Source organism: Phreatobacter aquaticus, from assembly GCF_005160265.1.
GTDB classification, from domain to species: Bacteria; Pseudomonadota; Alphaproteobacteria; order Rhizobiales; family Phreatobacteraceae; genus Phreatobacter; species Phreatobacter aquaticus.
This window is the reverse complement of record NZ_CP039865.1, coordinates 1,074,933-1,092,305: the sequence shown is the minus strand read 5'-3', so window position 1 is coordinate 1,092,305 and position 17,373 is coordinate 1,074,933. Positions and strand designations below refer to the sequence as shown.

At 68.5% G+C, this 17,373-nt stretch carries 15 protein-coding genes; 9 read left to right on the top strand and 6 right to left on the bottom strand.

The window, feature by feature from the left end; all coding sequences use genetic code 11:
- Nucleotides 1–3 precede the first annotated feature (3 nt).
- Together addA and addB are read right to left on the bottom strand one after the other, a co-directional pair.
- Nucleotides 4–3,423 (bottom strand): double-strand break repair helicase AddA, encoded by a 3,420-nt coding sequence (addA, locus tag E8L99_RS05050; protein ID WP_168201574.1) that lies wholly within the window; start codon nt 3,421–3,423, stop codon nt 4–6.
- Entirely contained in the window at nt 3,420–6,485 is a 3,066-nt protein-coding gene (gene addB / locus E8L99_RS05045) for a double-strand break repair protein AddB (protein WP_137098525.1), read from the bottom strand. Before addB ends, addA begins: the two co-directional genes overlap by 4 nt.
- 229 nt (nt 6,486–6,714) lie before the next feature.
- Between addB and E8L99_RS05040 the strand changes: the two genes are divergently transcribed.
- The 3 genes from E8L99_RS05040 (at nt 6,715) to E8L99_RS05030 (ending at nt 9,266) form a co-directional block, all read left to right on the top strand.
- The gene (locus E8L99_RS05040) at nt 6,715–8,331 is read left to right on the top strand and encodes an ABC transporter substrate-binding protein (protein WP_137098524.1); all 1,617 of its coding nucleotides are present in this window, start codon (nt 6,715–6,717) and stop codon (nt 8,329–8,331) included.
- A 245-nt stretch (nt 8,332–8,576) separates the two neighbouring features.
- Entirely contained in the window at nt 8,577–8,879 is a 303-nt protein-coding gene (locus E8L99_RS05035) for a type II toxin-antitoxin system HigB family toxin (protein ID WP_137098523.1), read from the top strand.
- 9 nt (nt 8,880–8,888) lie between these two features.
- The gene (locus tag E8L99_RS05030) at nt 8,889–9,266 is read left to right on the top strand and encodes a helix-turn-helix domain-containing protein (RefSeq protein WP_137098522.1); all 378 of its coding nucleotides are present in this window, start codon (nt 8,889–8,891) and stop codon (nt 9,264–9,266) included.
- Between the two features lie 300 nt (nt 9,267–9,566).
- Here the strand turns inward: E8L99_RS05030 and E8L99_RS05025 are convergent, their stop codons facing one another.
- Nucleotides 9,567–10,478 carry an NAD(P)-dependent oxidoreductase gene (locus E8L99_RS05025; protein WP_137098521.1) on the bottom strand — a complete coding sequence of 304 codons (912 nt, stop codon included), beginning with the start codon at nt 10,476–10,478 and terminating at the stop codon, nt 9,567–9,569.
- An 89-nt stretch (nt 10,479–10,567) separates the two neighbouring features.
- Between E8L99_RS05025 and E8L99_RS05020 the strand changes: the two genes are divergently transcribed.
- The 6 genes from E8L99_RS05020 (at nt 10,568) to E8L99_RS04995 (ending at nt 14,068) form a co-directional block, all read left to right on the top strand.
- Entirely contained in the window at nt 10,568–11,116 is a 549-nt protein-coding gene (locus E8L99_RS05020) for a phosphonopyruvate decarboxylase (RefSeq protein WP_137098520.1), read from the top strand.
- The gene (locus tag E8L99_RS05015) at nt 11,113–11,694 is read left to right on the top strand and encodes a thiamine pyrophosphate-dependent enzyme (protein WP_137098519.1); all 582 of its coding nucleotides are present in this window, start codon (nt 11,113–11,115) and stop codon (nt 11,692–11,694) included. The genes E8L99_RS05020 and E8L99_RS05015 overlap by 4 nt, the downstream gene beginning before the upstream one ends.
- Nucleotides 11,691–12,467, top strand: coding sequence for a HesA/MoeB/ThiF family protein (locus tag E8L99_RS05010; protein WP_210421794.1), 777 nt, complete (start codon nt 11,691–11,693; stop codon nt 12,465–12,467). The genes E8L99_RS05015 and E8L99_RS05010 overlap by 4 nt, the downstream gene beginning before the upstream one ends.
- Nucleotides 12,468–12,575: 108 nt before the next feature.
- On the top strand, nt 12,576–13,298 hold the full coding sequence (locus E8L99_RS05005; protein ID WP_137098517.1) for an AzlC family ABC transporter permease: 723 nt from the start codon (nt 12,576–12,578) through the stop codon (nt 13,296–13,298).
- Nucleotides 13,288–13,599 carry an AzlD family protein gene (locus tag E8L99_RS05000; RefSeq protein WP_137098516.1) on the top strand — a complete coding sequence of 104 codons (312 nt, stop codon included), beginning with the start codon at nt 13,288–13,290 and terminating at the stop codon, nt 13,597–13,599. Before E8L99_RS05005 ends, E8L99_RS05000 begins: the two co-directional genes overlap by 11 nt.
- Nucleotides 13,600–13,672: 73 nt before the next feature.
- Entirely contained in the window at nt 13,673–14,068 is a 396-nt protein-coding gene (locus E8L99_RS04995; protein WP_137098515.1) for a hypothetical protein, read from the top strand.
- Nucleotides 14,069–14,076: 8 nt separating this feature from the next.
- On the opposite strand, the gene hisG is transcribed toward E8L99_RS04995, so the two are convergent.
- From hisG to E8L99_RS04980, 3 genes are all read right to left on the bottom strand, one after another.
- Entirely contained in the window at nt 14,077–15,060 is a 984-nt protein-coding gene (gene hisG / locus E8L99_RS04990) for an ATP phosphoribosyltransferase (RefSeq protein WP_137098514.1), read from the bottom strand.
- Nucleotides 15,057–16,229 (bottom strand): ATP phosphoribosyltransferase regulatory subunit, encoded by a 1,173-nt coding sequence (locus E8L99_RS04985; RefSeq protein ID WP_252511262.1) that lies wholly within the window; start codon nt 16,227–16,229, stop codon nt 15,057–15,059. The genes hisG and E8L99_RS04985 overlap by 4 nt, the downstream gene beginning before the upstream one ends.
- Before the next feature lie 82 nt (nt 16,230–16,311).
- Nucleotides 16,312–17,232, bottom strand: coding sequence for a LysR family transcriptional regulator (locus E8L99_RS04980; protein ID WP_137098513.1), 921 nt, complete (start codon nt 17,230–17,232; stop codon nt 16,312–16,314).
- Between the last annotated feature and the right edge of the window lie 141 nt (nt 17,233–17,373).

Here is a 17,373-nt window from a genome sequence, read left to right as displayed (position 1 = left end):
CTGTCAGGCGAGGCCGGCACCGCGCAGCGCCGCGTCGAGGCTGGCCGGCGGGATCACCATGAGTTCGCCTGTCGCGGTCCAGATCAGCCAGGTCTCGACCGGTCGTCCCGGCACGATGGCGCCGATCAGCGCGTTGTAGATCGCCAGTTGCACCAGATAGGTCTCCGGCACATCGCCCGGCGTCGCGGGCGGAGGATCGTTGGTCTTGTAGTCGGCTATCACGATCCGGTCCGGCAGGATTGCCAGCCGGTCGATCTGACCGGCGACGGGGTGCCCCGCAATGTCGCCGGCGATCGCAGCCTCGGCGCGGCTCGTCGGGCCGAACAGCGGCGCCAGCCTGGCATCTTCCACCAAGGCGAGGGCGGACCGCGCGATCGCAGCCTGCGCCGCCTCATCAAGGCCTGACTGGGACCGGAGGAACGTGGCTGCAGCTTCGGCGCGCAGGCCCGGCCGGACGTCCGGCAGGGATTGCAGGAGCCGGTGGACCAACGTGCCGCGCCGGAGCGCCTGTTCGCGATCGAGTACCGCGGCGCCTCCTTGGGCGCCCGGCGCGCTTGCGAAGCCGGACGGCGTCAGCGTGCGGCGCGGAACAGGCGGCGCGGGGGCCCGGGTCCGTGTCCAGCCCGGCAGCAGGACCGCGGTTCGCTCGGCGGCGATGCGGGCTTGCGGCGCCGTCGCGGATTCAGGTGTTGCAGGCCAGCGGCGCACCATGCCGTCGCCGTCGTCGGCCGGCTCCTCGTGACCGGGACCGAGCGCCGGCGCGATCATGTCGTACCAGGCGTCCTTCGGCCCGCGTTTCGGCCGGGCACCGCAGATGATCAGCTTGTCGGCTGCACGCGTCATCGCGACATAGAGCAGCCGGCGGTATTCATCCTCCTGGTGCCGGCGATGGGCATCGCGAGCGCTGGTCACCAGATCGACGTCGGAGGCCTTGGCCGGCGACCAGACAAGCCGCGCCGGGGCGCTGGCCATGCTGTTGGGCGGCTTGATGCGGAATAGCCTGGGATCGTGATGGCCGCCGGGACTCGACATCGTATCGGCGAGGAACACGATCTCCGCCTCCAGGCCCTTCGCACCATGGACGGTCATGACCCGGACCTCGTTGCGGCCAAGGTCCATGTCGCGTTTCACCTCGATATCGGCAGCCCGCATCGCGGAGAGGAAACCCCGCATGGTCGGGATCTCGTCCGCCTCGAAGGCCAATGCCCGTGACAGGAACTCGTCGAGCGCGTCGGCCGCCTCATAGCCGAGACGCTCCAGGATGCGGCGGCGACCGCCGTCTCGCGACAGGACCTGCGCGAAGAAGGTGGCGGGTGGCGAGGCCAGCACTTCGTTCCGCCACCTGGCCAGCAGGTTCGCCGCCGGATGGCCACCGATGCGGAGGGCATCCCAGAGCGAGCCGGCTCGGCCACTGGCGAGCGCCAGCAGGGCATCCTCGCTCATGCCGATCAGCGGGCTCTTCAGAACCGCGGCCAGCGAGAGGTCGTCGTCGGGCGTCAGCAGGCAATCGGCCAGCGCCAGCAGGTCCATCACGGCGATATGCTCGCCGAGCACCATACGGTCGGCGCCGGCGACCGGCACCTGGGCATTCTTCAGGGCCCGGATGATCGCCTCAAACAGGGCGCCGCGCCGTCGCACCAGGATCAGGATATCGCCGGCGGCGATCGGCCGGTCGCGATCCGGCAGGCGATGGCCCTGATCTCTCCACAGCTTGATATGGCCCGCGATCCGCTCGGCGAGCCGCATGACGGGATCGCCCGGCGTGACCGCATCGAGCGGCGCCGTCCAGGGCGAGACCTCCGGCTGGTCGGTCGGCTCGACCGCCGGCCAGAGTTCCACACTGCCCGGAGCGCCGACGCGGGCGACCGAATGGGTCGGCGCGACATCGTCATCGAACACCAGGCCGCGCCTGGCATCCGGCGCCTCGAACACGGTATCGACAGCCCCCAGCACGGCGGCGGTGGAGCGGAACGAGAAATGCAGCGGCACGGTCTCGAAGCGTTTGGATGCCTTGCGGAAATCGGCCTCGAACTTGCGGCGCATCAGCGCGAAATGGGCGGGTTCGGCGCCCTGGAACGAGTAGATCGACTGTTTCTCGTCGCCGACCACGAACAGGGTGCGGTCGCCGGGCCTGGCGCCCTCGCCGGAGGTGAACTCGGCCACCAGTTCCGCCACCAGCTCCCATTGGACCGGGCTGGTATCCTGCGCCTCATCGACCAGGATGTGGTCGATACCCTGGTCGAGCTTGTAGAGGATCCAGCGGGCATCGACCTTGCCGAACAGGGCGCGGGTGCGGATCACCAGATCGTCGAAGTCGAGCGCGCCGCGCGCCGCCTTCGCTGCCTCCACCCGGCTGTGAACGGCAACGGCCAGCGTCAGCAATGCCGCGGTCCGGTCGCGCATCGCCACGGCCTTGCGCTTCATGTCCCAGGCGACAATGCGCTCGGCCTCGCGGTCGAGCCGCTGGCCAAGATCGGGGAACGTCGTCTGGACCGCCTTGGTGACGATGGTCTTCCGGCGGCTGCCCGCCTGGGTCAGGAACATCGCGAGATAGGCATCCGTCTCGCCGCCAGCGGCGCGCCTGAGCCGTGCCGCCGCGTCCCGGTCACCCGCTCCTGCCTTCGGTAGGCTCTCCAACGACAGGGCGACAGACAGCCATTCGGAGGCTGCAAGGATCGCCTCGTCGACCAGGGCGGCCTGCAGACTGGCCTCCGTATCGGTCGGCACGAGCCCCAGCATGTCGCCCAGCGCATCGATCTCGCGGGTCAGCGCCGCTTCGTCATCGATCCGCGCGGGCAGCGCATCGCGCAGCCGGAGTGCCTCCGACAGAAGGTCGTCCACGGTCTGGTCGGCGGCGATCGTCGAGAGCTGCGCCAGCGCCCGCCCATAGATGCCGTCCGGGGTGCCGGCGGCCAATTCGAGCACGGCGAGTTTTGCCCGTTGGACCAGGTCGGCGCGGCTCGTGTCGTCGAGCACGGTGAACTGCGAGGCGACATTGGCCTCGAAGGGAAACTGATGCAGCACGCGCTCGCAGAAGGCATGGATCGTCTGAACCTTCAGGCCGCCCGGCGTCTCCAGCGCCTCGGCAAACAGGCGCCTGGCGCGCAACAGCCGGTCGGCGCCCGGCTTTCGCCCGTCGAGATCCTCCAGTGTCCGGGCCAGCGCCCCATCGTCCAGCGCCGTCCATTCAGCCAGAAGGCCGAAGACGCGGTTGGCCATGGTGGCGGCCGCCGCCTTGGTGAAGGTCAGGCAAAGGATGGCGCCGGGCGGTGTTCCCGCCAACATCAGCCTGACAACGCGGCGCGCCAGCACATAGGTCTTGCCCGAGCCGGCATTGGCCGACACCCAGGCGGAGAGGCCGGGATCGGAAGCCAGCCGCTGCTTCAGAACCGCATCCGGCGGCGCGATCAGGCGGGTGCTCATTCGCCGCCTCCCGATGCTGCCCATTCCTTGACGCGGGCGAGATGGGCGTAGTCGTTGGAGCGGCCGGTGGCGAATTGCGGGATGGCCCAGGACAGATAGCCCTGCGCCGGGTTCTCGAAGGCGGCGACCAGGCCGCGCAGCTTCTCCTCAACGTCCTCGACCAGACCGGCGACGCCCATGTCCGGCTGGATCGGCAGCACCTCGCCCGCAGGATCCCGGCCACCGAGCTTGACATAGACCAGGCCCGCGACCGGCATGTCCTTGGGAATGCCCTTGAAGCCGCCCGCGCGGGCAACCGCCGCCTCGAGCGGCAATTGCGGCGACAGGCCCGATTCGACCTGCGGCTTCGAGGGCGGCTGCCCCGTCTTGTAGTCGATCACGTCGAGCGCCCCGTCAGCGCGCACCTCGATCCGGTCGGCCCGGGCGGTCAGCACGAAGCGGCGGCCGCCGGGCGTATCCCATTCCATCCGGCCGCCGAGCTCGACGTGAACACCCTGGAGGTCCGGCCTGCGGGCGAGATCGTCGGCGACGAACCAGCGGGCAATCGCCATGAAGCGCGGCCACCACACGGCACGCACGGTCGGATCGGCCCAGAACGGCTGGAACTTGTCCTGGCCTATGGCAAGGAGCCGTCCGACGGGATCGGCCGGAATGCCGGTCCTGGCGATCTCCTGCGCATAGGCGGCCAGGGCGTCATGGATCAGCGTACCGCGCTCGGCGGCGCCCGGCTCCTCGTCCAGAGCATCAAGCGGGCGGAGCATCAGCACATGGCGGGCATAGATGGCATAGGGATCGCGCAGCAGCGTCTCGATCTCGGTGACCGACAGCCTCGCTGGCCGCAGTTCCAGCGGCGGCGCCGGCTGCGGCCTGAGCACCGGCACGACCGCCGCGGGGCGGTCCAGCTCCTGGGCCAGCGCCAGGACTTGATCGCCGCGCGCCTTCAGCAGTGCCCAGGTCTCGCCACCGAGCACGGCGGCCAACCGCTGCACCCAGCGCGAAGCGACCGTCGGCACGCCGCCGGTCTTGGCCGCGCGCGACAGGACGACGCGCGGGGTGCCTAGCAACTGGCAGAAGTCATGGGCGGCGAGGCCGATGCGGCGTTCCGGCGGATCGATGCCGAAGGCGGAGCGCATGGCCCGGTTGAGCCAGGGATCGAGCTTGGGATCGCCCGGCCATGACCCCTCCACCAGGCCTGCCATCACCACGGTGTCGACGGCCAGCAGGCGCGCCTCGGGCAGGCCGAGAATGCGGATGCGTGCGCCAGGATCGGCCGCCATCCGCACGGTTTCCGTGCTCATGAGGGCATCAAGGGCCGCGGGATAGTCGCCAACGGGGATAAGAAACTCGGCTGCGGCCGGGCCCGCCATGCGGGTGAGGAGGTCGAGCAGGGCCTCGGTGCCCTCGGCATCCGCCTTCAGCCGCAAATCGGACAGCGCCCGGCCATGGCGGAGCGCGAGCTCCGCCAGCGGAATCGGCCCGCCTTGTAAAACCTCATCAAAATGCCGGAGAGCCTGGAACAGGAGCGACATGACGCTCCGCCCGTCGGCGAGCGCCTCAGCCGTCACCCGGCGCAGCGGATCGATCGCCGATCCCTCCAGCGGCACCGCCTCATCGAGCACCCGGCAATAGCCGGCGAGCCCGCCCTGCGGCCTGAGGCCACGCAGCACCCGGAGTTCGATCGCCGCGATGGCATCGGCCAGCCGGTCCGCATCCAGGCCGAGATCGATTGCCGGGTGGGCGAGCAGCGCCAGCACCTGGGCGGGCGCCGGATCGTCGAGGGCGATCGCCGCGACCAGCCGGGCAACGGTCGCTGCCGGACTGGTGCCAAGCGGCCGGCCGCCGGAATCGTCCACCACCACCTGCCAGCGCGCGAGTTCGGCGGTGACCCGGCGGGCCAGCGCCCTGTCGGGTGTCACCAGCGCCGCCCGGCGCGTCGGGTCCTCGGCGATCTCGCGGAGCACCAGCGCCACGGCGAGGGCCTCGTCGCGTTCGGCCTGCGCCTCGATCACAGTGATGCCGTCGAGCATGGACGGCCCTGCGACGGTGCGCGCCTCAAGCCAGGCTTCGGTCGTTGCTGCCGGTCGCATGACGTCCGACATCAGCCGCTCGCGGCCATGGGGCGCGGGCCCTGAGAGTTCGCGGACATCGCCGGCCAGGATGCCGACATGGTCGATCAGCCGCTTCAGGCCATATTGGGGATGACCATGGGCCTTGGCGCCGCCTTCGCCGGCAATCGCCGCCCAGGATGCCGCATCGAGATCGCGGTCGAGGCCCGGCAGCACAAGCGCGCCCTTCGGATGCAGCGCCACCGCCCTCAGCAGATCGCGCGTCGCCAGGATCGAGCCGGTGGAGCCGGCCGCAATCAGCGGGCCCGCGGCGGCCTTCAGCCGCTCGGTCTCGGCTGCGATCAGCTGGTCGCGGCGGACCGCCGGTTCCTGCAGGCCCCGTTCGGCCAACAGCGCCGGCCAGTGTCTGGTGGCGATGGTCAGGAAATCCCGCGTCATGGCCCAGAAGCGGTCGAGGCCGGCTTCCACGATCGTCTCAAGCCCGGCCCAGGCGACCCGCTCGGTCTCCACCTGGTCCATCAGCCGCATCAGGTCGGAGGCCAGCGACAGGGCATCTCCGGTGGAGGTCGAGACGATCAGCGGCTCGTCGGCGCCGAGCCGCACGACGGCGCGGTCCACGCTCTCGGCCCAGCGGCGCACCAGGGCTGCGAGCGTCAATTGCCGCTCCAGCCCCGCCATGGCCGGCCGGATCGCATCGATGCCAAGCCGGTCCAGCGGGTTGGGATCGGCGAAGGCCCATTCGTCCTCGTCGACATCGCCGATGGGCGCGATACGCGGCAGCAGCACGGGCTCGCCGCCCGACAGATCCAGGAACGCGTCGCGCATGGCCCGGCAGGCACGCCGGTTTGGCAGCAGGATCGTGCCGGAGGCCAGCGACAGGGGATCGGACCGGTCCGGCCAGCCGGCAATGACCTGGCCGTCCAGGATCGCTGCGGCGAGCGTTGCCAGCAGCGGCCGCGAGGCGGGAATCGACAGGACATTGGGGAGGACAGCCATGGCCTAGGGATGACGGCTCGAGCCCCGCTCGGCAAGGCCCGAGATGAAGGGTGCGGCAGGTCGTCCTCTGCTCATCCACGCGGCATGTTCCGGCAGCTGTCTGCTGTCGCCCCGGTCGTGGAGCGGGCTTCCTGCCCAAAGGCTCGCCAGCAACCGCCGATAGTTTGGTCTCGACTCATGCTGCACTGCAACTAGCCTTGTCGCATCAACCAGACAGCAGGATTCAACCATGCCGTTCTCCGGTCTCGACCGTCGCGACTTCCTGAAATCTGCCGCAGCGTTCGCCGCCGCCTCGACCCTGCCGGTCCTGCCTGCGGCCGCCCAGGAGAAGGTGATCCGCTACGGCATCTCGATGGCCGACATTCCGCAGACCACCGGCCAGCCCGACCGCGGCGCCGGTGGCTACCAGTTCACCGGCTACACGCTCTACGACCCCCTCGTCGCCTGGGAGATGAATGTCGCCAACCGGCCGGGCAAGCTGGTGCCGGGCCTCGCCACCGAATGGGCGACCGACCCCGCCGACAAGAAGAAGTGGGTGTTCAAGCTGCGTCCGGGCGTCAAGTTCCACGACGGCTCGACGCTCGATGCCGACGCGGTCGTGTGGAACTTCGACAAGGTCCTGAAGACCGACGCGCCGCATTTCGACCAGCGGCAGTCGTCGCAGGTCCGCGCGCGTCTGCCCTCGGTCGCCAGCTGGCGCAAGGTCGATGCCATGACGGTGGAGGTCACCACCAAGACGGTCGATTCGTTCTTCCCCTACCAGATGCTCTGGTTCCTCATCTCGAGCCCGGCCCAGTTCGAGAAGGTCGGCCGCGACTGGCAGAAGTTCGCGCTGGAGCCGTCGGGCACCGGCCCGTTCAAGCTCGGCAAGCTGCAGCCGCGCGAATTCGCCGAATTGATCCGCAATCCCGACTATTGGGACAAGAACCGGATCGCCAAGACCGACAAGATCATCCTGTCCTGCCTGCCCGAGCCGATCACCCGCACCAATGCGCTGCTCGCCAACACGGTGGACTTCATCGAGACGCCGGCGCCCGACGTCATGCCGCGGCTGAAGCAGCAAGGCTTCAAGCTGATCGACAATGTCACGCCCCATGTCTGGAACTATCACCTCTCGACGCTGCCGGGCTCGCCCTGGACCGATATCCGCACCCGCAAGGCGGCCAATCTCGCTATCGACCGCGCCTCGGTCGTGGAGCTGATGGGCGGGCTCGCCCACCCCGCCTATGGCCAGGTGGACCGCTCCAACCCCTGGTTCGGCAAGCCGACATTCGAGATCAAGTATGATATCGATGCCGCCCGCAAACTGATGACGGAGGCCGGGTACTCGAAGGCGAACCCGTTGAAGACCCAGTTCCTCATCGCCTCGTCGGGCTCGGGCCAGATGCTGTCGCTGCCGATGAACGAGCTTTGCCAGCAGATGTTCAAGGAGGCCTTCATCGAGGTCGAGTTCAAGGTGGTCGAGCTTGAGCCGCTCTACACGGCGTGGCGGCAGGGCGCGGCGCATGAGTCCCTGAAGGGCATCACGGCGAACAATGTCGCCTATGTCACCTCCGACCCGCTCTATGCCTTCATCCGCTTCTTCCATTCGGGCCAGATCGCGCCGATCGGCGTCAACTGGGGCCATTACAAGAATGCGGATGTCGACAAGCTGATCGACACAGCGCTGTCGAGCACCAACGAGGCCGAGCAGAACGCGCTGATGGCGAAGGTCCACGAGAAGGTGGTGGACGATGCGCTGCTGGTCTGGGTGGTCCACGACACCAACCCGCATGTGTCGGGGCCGAAGGTGTCGACCTACACCCAGGCGCAGCACTGGTTCCAGGACCTGACCACGCTGGGGTGAGAGGGGCGGAGTTCCCGCTCCGCTCTATCCCGTACGCTCTCCGCGTCATGGCCGGGCTTGTCCCGGCCATTCCCGTCTTGGTCCTTAGATTTCAACAGGCGTGGATGCCCGCCACAAGGATGGGCAGGACGTGATTGCCTTAGGATAGGTCGCGCGGCTTCGGAAAGTCTCGTGCTGAACCCGGGTTCAGGTGACGTCGATCCCAATCGCTTGTTCCCGTTTGGGGAACATGCTAGCTTGCGCCTATGCGGATCATCGCACGCAGCACGCTTGTGGCCTTCGCCGATCGGCATCCATCGGCCGCCGCCTCGCTGGACCATTGGCAGCGGATGGTCCGCAAGGCGAACTGGACCAGCCCACAGGACGTGCAGGGGGCCTTTTCCAAGGCCAAGGTGTTGAGCGCCGACCGTGTGCGCTTCGAGGTCAGTGGCGGCAACTTTCGCCTGATCGTCGCTTTTCGCTTCGACCTCCAGATCGCCTTCGTGAAGTTTATCGGCACACATGCCGACTACGATCGGATCGATGCCCTGACCGTTTCGCAGTTCTAGGAGCCCGCCATGGATATCCGCCCGATCAGGAGTGACGACGACCACCGCAGCGCGCTGGCCGAGATCGATCGCCTGTGGGATGCCGCCCCCGGCTCTCCTGAGGCTGACCGACTTGATGTTCTGGCAACCCTCGTCGAGCGTTACGAAGACTTGCATCATCCGATCGATCCGGCTGACCCGGTGGAGACCATCAAGGCGCACATGGCCTGGACCGGACGAGACCAGTCTGACCTCGCCGCGCTCCTCGGCTCGCGGGCGCGCGCCTCCGAGATACTCTCTCGCAAACGCACCCTGACCATGGACATGGTGCGCAAGCTGACGAAGGTCTGGGGAATACCGGCCGAGCCACTGATCGAGCCCTATGCGCCGGTCGCCGTCGCCTCATAGCGCCTGCTCTCACTCCCTCCGCTGTCATGGCCGGGCTTGTCCCGGCCATTCCCGTCTCGGGCTTTCCAGCGGACCAGCACAGGCATGACGAACCGACGTCACCCCCGGCGAGGCCCAAAGCGAGAGGCGAACGCATCTCGCGTTCGCTCGATGCTATGGCCGAGGGAAGGGGGTCCAGGAGTCCCAAGCACCAGCCTTCCGGCCCCTGGATCCCCTTCCCTCGCTTCGCTCGCCGGGGATGACGTCAGAGCGTGCGACGGTCATTCCACGGGCGGATGTCGGTGTGTTGCGTCAGGCCCCTCACACCGGCGGCGTATAGCCCTTCGGAAGCCGCGCCCGCTCGATCTGCGCGATGTCGCAGGCGACATCGACCATGGCCGAGAAGTCATTCTGCCCATAGCCGCGGGCGCGGGCCTGCGAGAAGGCCTCGCGCGCGGCGGCGGCCACCGGCACCGGCACGCGGGCTGAGTTCGCCGCCTGCACGATGAGGGTCAGGTCCTTGTGGGCGAGGTCGATGGAGAAACCCGGTTCGGTATCGCCGGCCAGCACCTTGTTCGGCCAGTTGACCTTGAGCTGGCCGTTGGTGGCGGTGGTGCCGTAGAGCACGTCGAGCGTCTTCGAGAGATCCAGCCCGAAGCGCTGCGAGAGCGAGAGCGCCTCGGCATTCATCTGGCAGAGGATGATCGCGAGATAGTTGTTCACGAGCTTCATCCGCGTGCCGGCGCCGGGCCCGCCGGAATGGTGGATCGTCGTGCCCATGGCGTCGAGCAGCGGCTTGGCGCGGGCGAAATCGGCATCGTCGGCGCCGACCATGAACAGGCTCTGGCCGCGATCGGCATGCCAGGCAAGCCGGCCGACCGGCGCATCCACGGCGGTCATGCCGCGCTTGCGGGTTTCCTCGTGCAGGCGGTCGGTGGTCTCGGGATCGATGGTCGACATGTCGAGGATCATCGTGCCGGGCTTCGCATGATCCAGCACGCCGCCGGGGGCCAGCACCACTTCGCCGACTTCCTTGCCGGTCGGCAGCATGGTGACGACGATGTCGGAGGCCGCCGCGATCTCGGCCGGGGTGCCGCGCTTGGCGCCAAGCGCGAGGAGCTCCTTGACCGGCGCCTCCACCACATCATGGACCATCAGCTGGAAGCCCTTGGTCTGCAGGTTGGAGGCCATGCCGCGCCCCATGCGCCCAAGCCCGATGAATCCGATGATCATGCCAGTCCTCCCGAGGAATCACTTGTTTCGTGGCCGGGGTCCCGCCATCGTGCGGCCGCCCAGCAATGCGCACGGAGCCTACCGAGCCGATGAACCTCTACAACCCCCCCGTGGCGCATGCCCCGCCCCATTCCTGGCAGCTTGATATCTTCGCGCAGCTCAAGAGCGCGCATGTGCGGCAAGTGGCCTATGTGCCCGATGGCGGCCATGCCGACCTGATCCGCGCCGTTCATGCCGACAAGGCGATGATCGGCATTCCGCTCACCACCGAAGAGGAAGGCGTGGCGCTGACCACCGGCGCCTGGCTCGGCGGCGACCGCGCCTGCCTGCTCATGCAGTCCTCGGGTGTCGGCAATTGCATCAACATGCTGTCGCTGGTCCGCAACATGGGCGGACCCTTCCTCACCTTCGTCACGATGCGCGGCGAATGGGGCGAGTTCAATCCGTGGCAGGTGCCGATGGGCACCGCGACGCCGGATGCCTTCCGCCTGATGGGCGTGCATGTCCTGCGCGCCTCCGAGCCGCACGAGGTGGGGCCAGCCGCCGCCGCCGGCATCCGCATGGCCTATGAGGGCGGCAGCGCGGTCGCCGTCCTGCTCGGCCAGAAACTGATCGGCGCCAAGGTGTTCGTGAAATGACCCAGAAACTCGACCGCCGCGCCGTCGTTGCCCGCCTCCTCGCCGATCGCGGCGAGGCGATTGTCGTCACCGGCCTGGGTTCGCCCACCTATGATGTGGCCGCCGCCGGCGACCATGACCGCAACGTCTATCTCTGGGGCGCCATGGGTGGCACAGCCGTCATGGCGCTGGGCCTCGCGTTGGCCCAGCCGGACAAGCCGGTGGTCGTCGTCACCGGCGACGGCGAGATGCTGATGGGGGTTGGCTCCTTTGCCACCATCGCCATGCAGCAGCCGAAGAACCTCACCATTGTCGTGCTCGACAACGGGCTCTATGGCGAGACGGGCGGCCAGGCGAGCCACACGGTCGTGGCTGATCTCGCGGCCATCGCCAAGGCCTCGGGCATTGCCGACACCCGCGTCATCGAAGGCATGGACGAGGTGAACCGCCTGTCGGTGCGCATCCAGAACGCCGGCGATGGGCCCTGCGTCGCCATCGTGAAGATCGATTCCCACGAGCGCGAGCGCGTGCTGCCGACCCGCGACGGCCATGCGGTGCGCGCCCGCGTGCGCCAGTCGCTCGGCTTGAGCATCGATTGATGCTGTCCGCCGACGAGCTGGAGCGCTATGCCCGCCACATCGTGCTGCGCGAGGTGGGCGGTCCAGGTCAGCAGAAGCTCGGCAAGGCGCGGGTTCTGGTGATCGGGGCCGGCGGGCTCGGCGCGCCGCTGATCCTCTATCTCGCGGCGGCGGGCATCGGCACGATCGGCATCGTCGATGACGACGCGGTCGCGCTGTCGAACCTGCAGCGGCAGGTGATCCACCGCACCGAGGATGTCGACCGGCTGAAGACCGAGAGTGCCGCCAATGCGGTGCGCCGGCTCAATCCCCATGTCGAGGTTGTCGGCCATGTCACCCGGCTGACCGAGGCGAATGCCCGCGATCTCGTCCGCGCCTACGACATCGTGGTCGACGGCTCCGACAATTTCGCCACCCGCTATGCCGTCTCCGACGCCTGTTTCCATGAGGCGAAGCCGCTGATCACGGCTGCGGTCGGCATTTTCGACGCGACGCTGACGACGCTCCGCCCGCACGAGACGGGCCCCAACGGCAAGCCCAACCCGACCTATCGCTGCCTGTTCCCGGATGCACCGCCGCCCGGCACGGTGCCGGCCTGCGCGGAGGCCGGCGTGCTCGGCGCGCTGACAGGCATTGTCGGCTCGATGATGGCGCTGGAGGTGATCCGCGAGATCGTCGGCTTCGGCGAGGGCCTGGTCGGCCGCCTCCTGATGATCGACACGCGCGCCATGCGCTTCGAGACGCTGCGCTATGGCTGGGACCCGGAGAACCCGCTGAACGGGACGCAGGCCTAGGGGCAGGTCGGGCAGCGGGCCCGAGACGGCTCTCTTCGTGATCGCGGGCACGGCCCACCTGCAATTTCCGCGCTTTACGCCGCCGCTTCCACACGGCAAAGCGGAACCATGGCCCCTTCCTCTCCCCCACCGATGCGTCCGGTCCCGATCACGCCCGCCGGCATGATCGAGGGCGCGCGGCTGAGCCTGCCGCTGCTGCCGGGCGTCATCGTGTTCGCCGCGGCCTTCGGCGGCGCTTCCGCCGAGAAGGGCCTGACGTTGGTCGAGACCACGCTGATGAGCCTGCTCGTCTATGCAGGCGCCGGCCAGCTGCTGGCACTCGAACTCTGGCCCCGGGCATGGAGCACGGGCGCGCTCACGGCCATGGTGGCGGTGGTGGTGGCGGTGAACCTGCGCTTCCTGCTGATGAGCGCGGCCCTCCAGCCCTGGCTGTCGCGCATGCCGAGGGGCAGCGCCTATCTGGCGCTGTCCTCGCTCACCGACGCCAATTTCATCATCGGCTCGCGCTATCATGCCAAGGGTGGCGAGGATGCCGGCGTGTTCATCGGCGCCGGCCTGTTCCTCTGGATCATCTGGACGCTCGCCACCATTCCCGGCCACATGCTGGGTGGCATCCTGAGCGACCCGAAGCGCTTCGGCCTCGACCTGATCATGCCGCTGATCTTCACCTCCATGGCGGTCAGCATGTTTCGCATCCGGCGCGACCGGCTGGCCTGGCCGATCGCGGCGGGTGTCGCCCTTGGCACGTCGCAGGTGATCGACGGCTACTGGTTCATCGTCGTCGGCGCGCTCGCCGGTTCGATCGCGGCGGGGCTGCTCCGTGACCGATAGCGCCAGCTGGACCATCGCCGCGATCATCGCCATGGCGCTCGCCACCTTCGGCGTGCGCATCGCCGGCCACTGGATCATGGGACGGGTGCCGCTGACCCCGTTCATGCGCGCCGCGCTGGAGGCGCTGCCTGGCGCCATCATGATGGCGACTGTCGTCCCGCTGGCGGCGAAAGGCGGCCCCAGCGCCTGGATTGGCATCGCGGCGGCAGCCATTGCCACGCTGGTCTTCAAGCGCGACCTCGCGGCGCTGGCCTGCGGGCTTGGCGCGGTGATCCTGGCGCGCGCGCTTGGGCTTGCTTGACGCCGATCAAGGCGGATGGGGCGGATCGCCTGTTGGGTGAAGCGCATACGTTCCCGAGGAAAGTCTCCGCGCCATGACCACGCTCCCCCACGGCTTCCACAAGATCCGGCTGAATCTCGCCCGGTCCAAGGACTTCCCCGATGGATCGAGCCGCCACGGCTATGAGTTCGTCGCGCCGCTGACTGCCGATGCCCATATCGATCTTGCCCGCTGGAAGGAGCACAAGGCGCTCTGCAAGGTGCGGCGCTTCTGGGTGGGCGAGGAGGACCAGCACGGTCTCGTCGTGCACAAGCCGGGCGGCGCCAAGGGCGCGACCTGGGTGTTCGACTATGATGGCGCCGCGACTGTTGATGACGAAGCCGGCTATCGCTTCGGCGAACATCCGTTCCAGCTCGGCGAATATGTCTCGATCCGCGACGAAGACGGCGAGATGCACACGTTCGTGGTGACCTCGACCGACGCGGTCTGAGCCGGCCCTCAGGCCAGCGCGGCTTCCAGCTTGTCGTAGAGCGGGTTCTCGGCCGAGAACATGTAGTCGATCTCGGTGACCGTCACGCTTTCCGCGCCCTTCTCGCGCAGGAAGCGCGACAGGCCGAAGAGCTCAGCCGGCGGGCAATGCAGCGTCACCATGCCCGAGGAGGTCGGCGCGCCGAAGGGCGCGGCGACGCCGAAGCGGGCTTTCGCCTCCTCGACCAGCGCCATGTCGGCGCCGGCAAAGCGGGTGCGCACTTCCTTGACCTTGCGGGCGCGCGCTTCCGACGCGATCCGGTCGAGCATGTCACGGGCCACCGCCTTCGCCGTGTCGCTCCAGGCGGCGGTGCGTGACGCCACGAGATGGGCCTCCGACTTCAGGATCACGCCGTCATCGATGATCTTCAGCGCATTGGCAGCCAGCGTCGAGCCGGTGGTCGTGATGTCGACGATCAGCTCGGCGGCACCGGCGGCTGGTGCGCCTTCGGTCGCTCCCGTCGATTCGACGATCCGGTAATCGGCAATGCCGTGGCGGTCGAAGAAGGCGCGCGTCAGGTTGAAATACTTGGTCGCCACCCGCATGCGGCTCCGGCTGCGAGCGCGGAACTGGCTCGCGACATCGTCGAGATCGGCCATGGTCGAGACGTCGATCCAGGCCTGCGGCACGGCGACCACCACATCGGCGCGCGAGAAGCCGAGCGCCGCCAGCGAGACGAGGCGGTCCTCCGGCTCGGGCGTTGCCTCGTGCATGAGGTCAAGGCCGGTGAGTCCCAGATGAACCGTGCCAGCCACCAGTTCGCGAGCGATCTCGGAGGCCGACAGGAAGGCCACCTCGACATCGGGGAGGCCTGGAATGGTGCCACGATAGTCGCGGGCGCCGCGCGACTGTACGGGCTTCAGGCCGGCACGATCGAGAAAGCCCTGGGCCGATTCCAGAATGCGGCCCTTGGAGGGAATGGCGAAGACGAGCGGCTGTGCGGGCTGGCTCATGACCGGCCTCCTGCAAGGGCCAGGCGCTCGACCCAGAAGGCGCAGCCAACCGCCGGCACCTTGATGTCGAGACCGAGCTTGGCGGTCATCATGTCGGTCAGGCGGTCATAGCGCCCGCCGCCGACCAATTGCTTGTCGACCTTGCCCGAGGCGTCGCCGATCTCGAAGACGAGGCCGGTATAATAGTCGACATCGCGGCCGAAACTGGTGGAGAAGCGCGCATTCGTGAGGTCGACGCCGGCCTCGGCGAGCAGAGCATTGCGGCGGGCCAGACGGTCGAGCGGGCCGGACAGATCCAGACCGGCGGCGGCGGCAATGGCGCGGAGGTCGCGTTCGGCGGACATCGGATCGGCCTCGACGGCCAGCACCTTCTCGACCACCGCGACCTTGTCGGGCGACAGTCCGCCTGAGCCGAGGGCTGCCTGTTCGAGGAACCGCTCGGCAATGTCGGAAGCGGAGCGGCCGCCAACTGTCGTGATGCCGGCAATCGACAGGAGATCGGTGACGAGTTCGCGGGCGGCCTTCGGATCGGAACCTTCAAGGGCTGCCAGCAGGCCGGCGCGCGATGGCCCGGTGGCGGGCGGCTCGGCGAGACGGCGCAGATCCTGGGCAAGCCCGCCGGAGCGGCGGAAGTCCTTGGCGAGCCGGCGGCGCCAGGCGGGCGACAGGCCCAGCGCATCGATCAGCCCGAGGAAGATGCCGACATCGCCCATGGCGAGCGTCAGCGGGCCGGACGTGTAGAGCCTGGCGCCCTTCAGCGCGAGCGAGACGACCTCGGCATCGGCGGCCTCGCGGTCGGCACGGCCGAGCAGCTCGATGCCGGCCTGGCGGAATTCGCCGGGCAGGCCGGGGCGCTGGCGGAACACCGGGCCGAGATAGGAATAGGCGGCGGCCTCGCGGGCGCGGGCACCTTCCAGATGCATCTGCACGACCGGGATCGTGTAGTCGGGCCGGAGGCAGAGTTCGGCGCCATCGCCGTCGCCGGTGAGATAGAGCCGGCGCGCCAGGGCCTCGCCGACGAGATCGCGCACAAGATCGGCGGCGATCAGCAGCGGCGGCTCGCTACGCGCGAAACCGGCGCCGGCCAGCAGGGCGGCCAGGCTCTGGTCGAGGTCTCTTGCGTCAGGCGGCGTGGCGGTCATGTCCAGCTCGGGCGTGTCGGCAGACATTCGTCGCACCGACGGGTGAAGATGTTCTATGCGGGCAGAAAGAGGATCTCTTCCCTGCAACCCCATGAAAACCCGCTGTCCTCTAACCTTCCCGGGCGGCGAGGTCGAGCCCCTCGTCCCAATAGGGCACCGGGCCATAGAGCGTGGCGAGCCAGTCGATGAAGACGCGCACCTTCTGCGGCAGGAACCGCCGCGTCGGATAGACGGCATGAACGGCGACCCGGTGGGACGCGCGCCATTGCGGCAGGACCGCCTTCAGCCGGCCGTCCTTCAGCTCCGGCCCGACATCCCAGGTGGAGCGCAGCGCGATGCCGATGCCGGCCAGCACCGCCTCGCGGATGACCTCCGACGAATTGGTCTTGAGCGGCCCATGCAGGCGCACGAGCTGCGGGCCGCCCGGCCCCTCCAGCCGCCAGGTGTCGGAATTGTGCGAGAGGAGGGCGTGGTTGGCGAGGTCGGCGAGACCAGCGGGCGTGCCGCGCTCGGCGAGATAGCCGGGGGTCGCCACCAGCACGCGGTGGTTCGGCGCCAGCCTGCGCGCGACGAAGGAGGAATCGTCGAGTTCGCCGATGCGGACGGCCAGATCATAGCCCTCGCCGACAATGTCGACGAAGCTATCCGACAATTCCAGATGGACGATGAGATCGGGATTGGCGGCGAGAAAGCCGCGCAGATGCGGCGCGATATGCAGCCGTCCGAACGAGGTGGGCGCTGAGACGCGCAGCGTTCCGCGCGCCAGATTGGACCGCCGGGTGACGAAGGCCTCGGCCTCGTCGATGGAGGCTAGGATCGCCACGACCCGTTCGTAATAGCCCTGGCCCGCTTCCGTCAGCGACAATTGCCGCGTGGTCCGCTGCAGCAGGCGCGTGCCGAGCCGGTCCTCCAGCCGCTTCACCCGCTTGGAGATGACGGCCGGCGACAGGCCCATTTCGCGGCCGGCGGCCGACATGGAGCCGGCCGTGACGATGCGGGCAAACACTTCGAGATCGGCAAGCGGCGACATGAACGGGAGCGCATCTTTTCCAAGGAGGAAACAATCTTGGCCGTTCGCATAGCATTTCGCCAGTGGCGATTGGCGCTATAGTTGGAACGGATACAAGGTGGAGACCCCACCCCGACCCTCCCCGCAAGCGGGGAGGGGGCC

Bases quoted from the DNA above. Each gene is read 5' to 3' on its own strand.
- addA (WP_168201574.1), bottom strand. From the start codon at position 3,423: ATGAGCACCCGCCTGATCGCGCCGCCGGATGCGGTTCTGAAGCAGCGG.
- addB (WP_137098525.1), bottom strand. From the start codon at position 6,485: ATGGCTGTCCTCCCCAATGTCCTGTCGATTCCCGCCTCGCGGCCGCTG.
- E8L99_RS05040 (WP_137098524.1), top strand. From the start codon at position 6,715: ATGCCGTTCTCCGGTCTCGACCGTCGCGACTTCCTGAAATCTGCCGCA.
- E8L99_RS05035 (WP_137098523.1), top strand. From the start codon at position 8,577: ATGCGGATCATCGCACGCAGCACGCTTGTGGCCTTCGCCGATCGGCAT.
- E8L99_RS05030 (WP_137098522.1), top strand. From the start codon at position 8,889: ATGGATATCCGCCCGATCAGGAGTGACGACGACCACCGCAGCGCGCTG.
- E8L99_RS05025 (WP_137098521.1), bottom strand. From the start codon at position 10,478: ATGATCATCGGATTCATCGGGCTTGGGCGCATGGGGCGCGGCATGGCC.
- E8L99_RS05020 (WP_137098520.1), top strand. From the start codon at position 10,568: ATGAACCTCTACAACCCCCCCGTGGCGCATGCCCCGCCCCATTCCTGG.
- E8L99_RS05015 (WP_137098519.1), top strand. From the start codon at position 11,113: ATGACCCAGAAACTCGACCGCCGCGCCGTCGTTGCCCGCCTCCTCGCC.
- E8L99_RS05005 (WP_137098517.1), top strand. From the start codon at position 12,576: ATGGCCCCTTCCTCTCCCCCACCGATGCGTCCGGTCCCGATCACGCCC.
- E8L99_RS04995 (WP_137098515.1), top strand. From the start codon at position 13,673: ATGACCACGCTCCCCCACGGCTTCCACAAGATCCGGCTGAATCTCGCC.
- hisG (WP_137098514.1), bottom strand. From the start codon at position 15,060: ATGAGCCAGCCCGCACAGCCGCTCGTCTTCGCCATTCCCTCCAAGGGC.
- E8L99_RS04985 (WP_252511262.1), bottom strand. From the start codon at position 16,229: ATGTCTGCCGACACGCCCGAGCTGGACATGACCGCCACGCCGCCTGAC.
- E8L99_RS04980 (WP_137098513.1), bottom strand. From the start codon at position 17,232: ATGTCGCCGCTTGCCGATCTCGAAGTGTTTGCCCGCATCGTCACGGCC.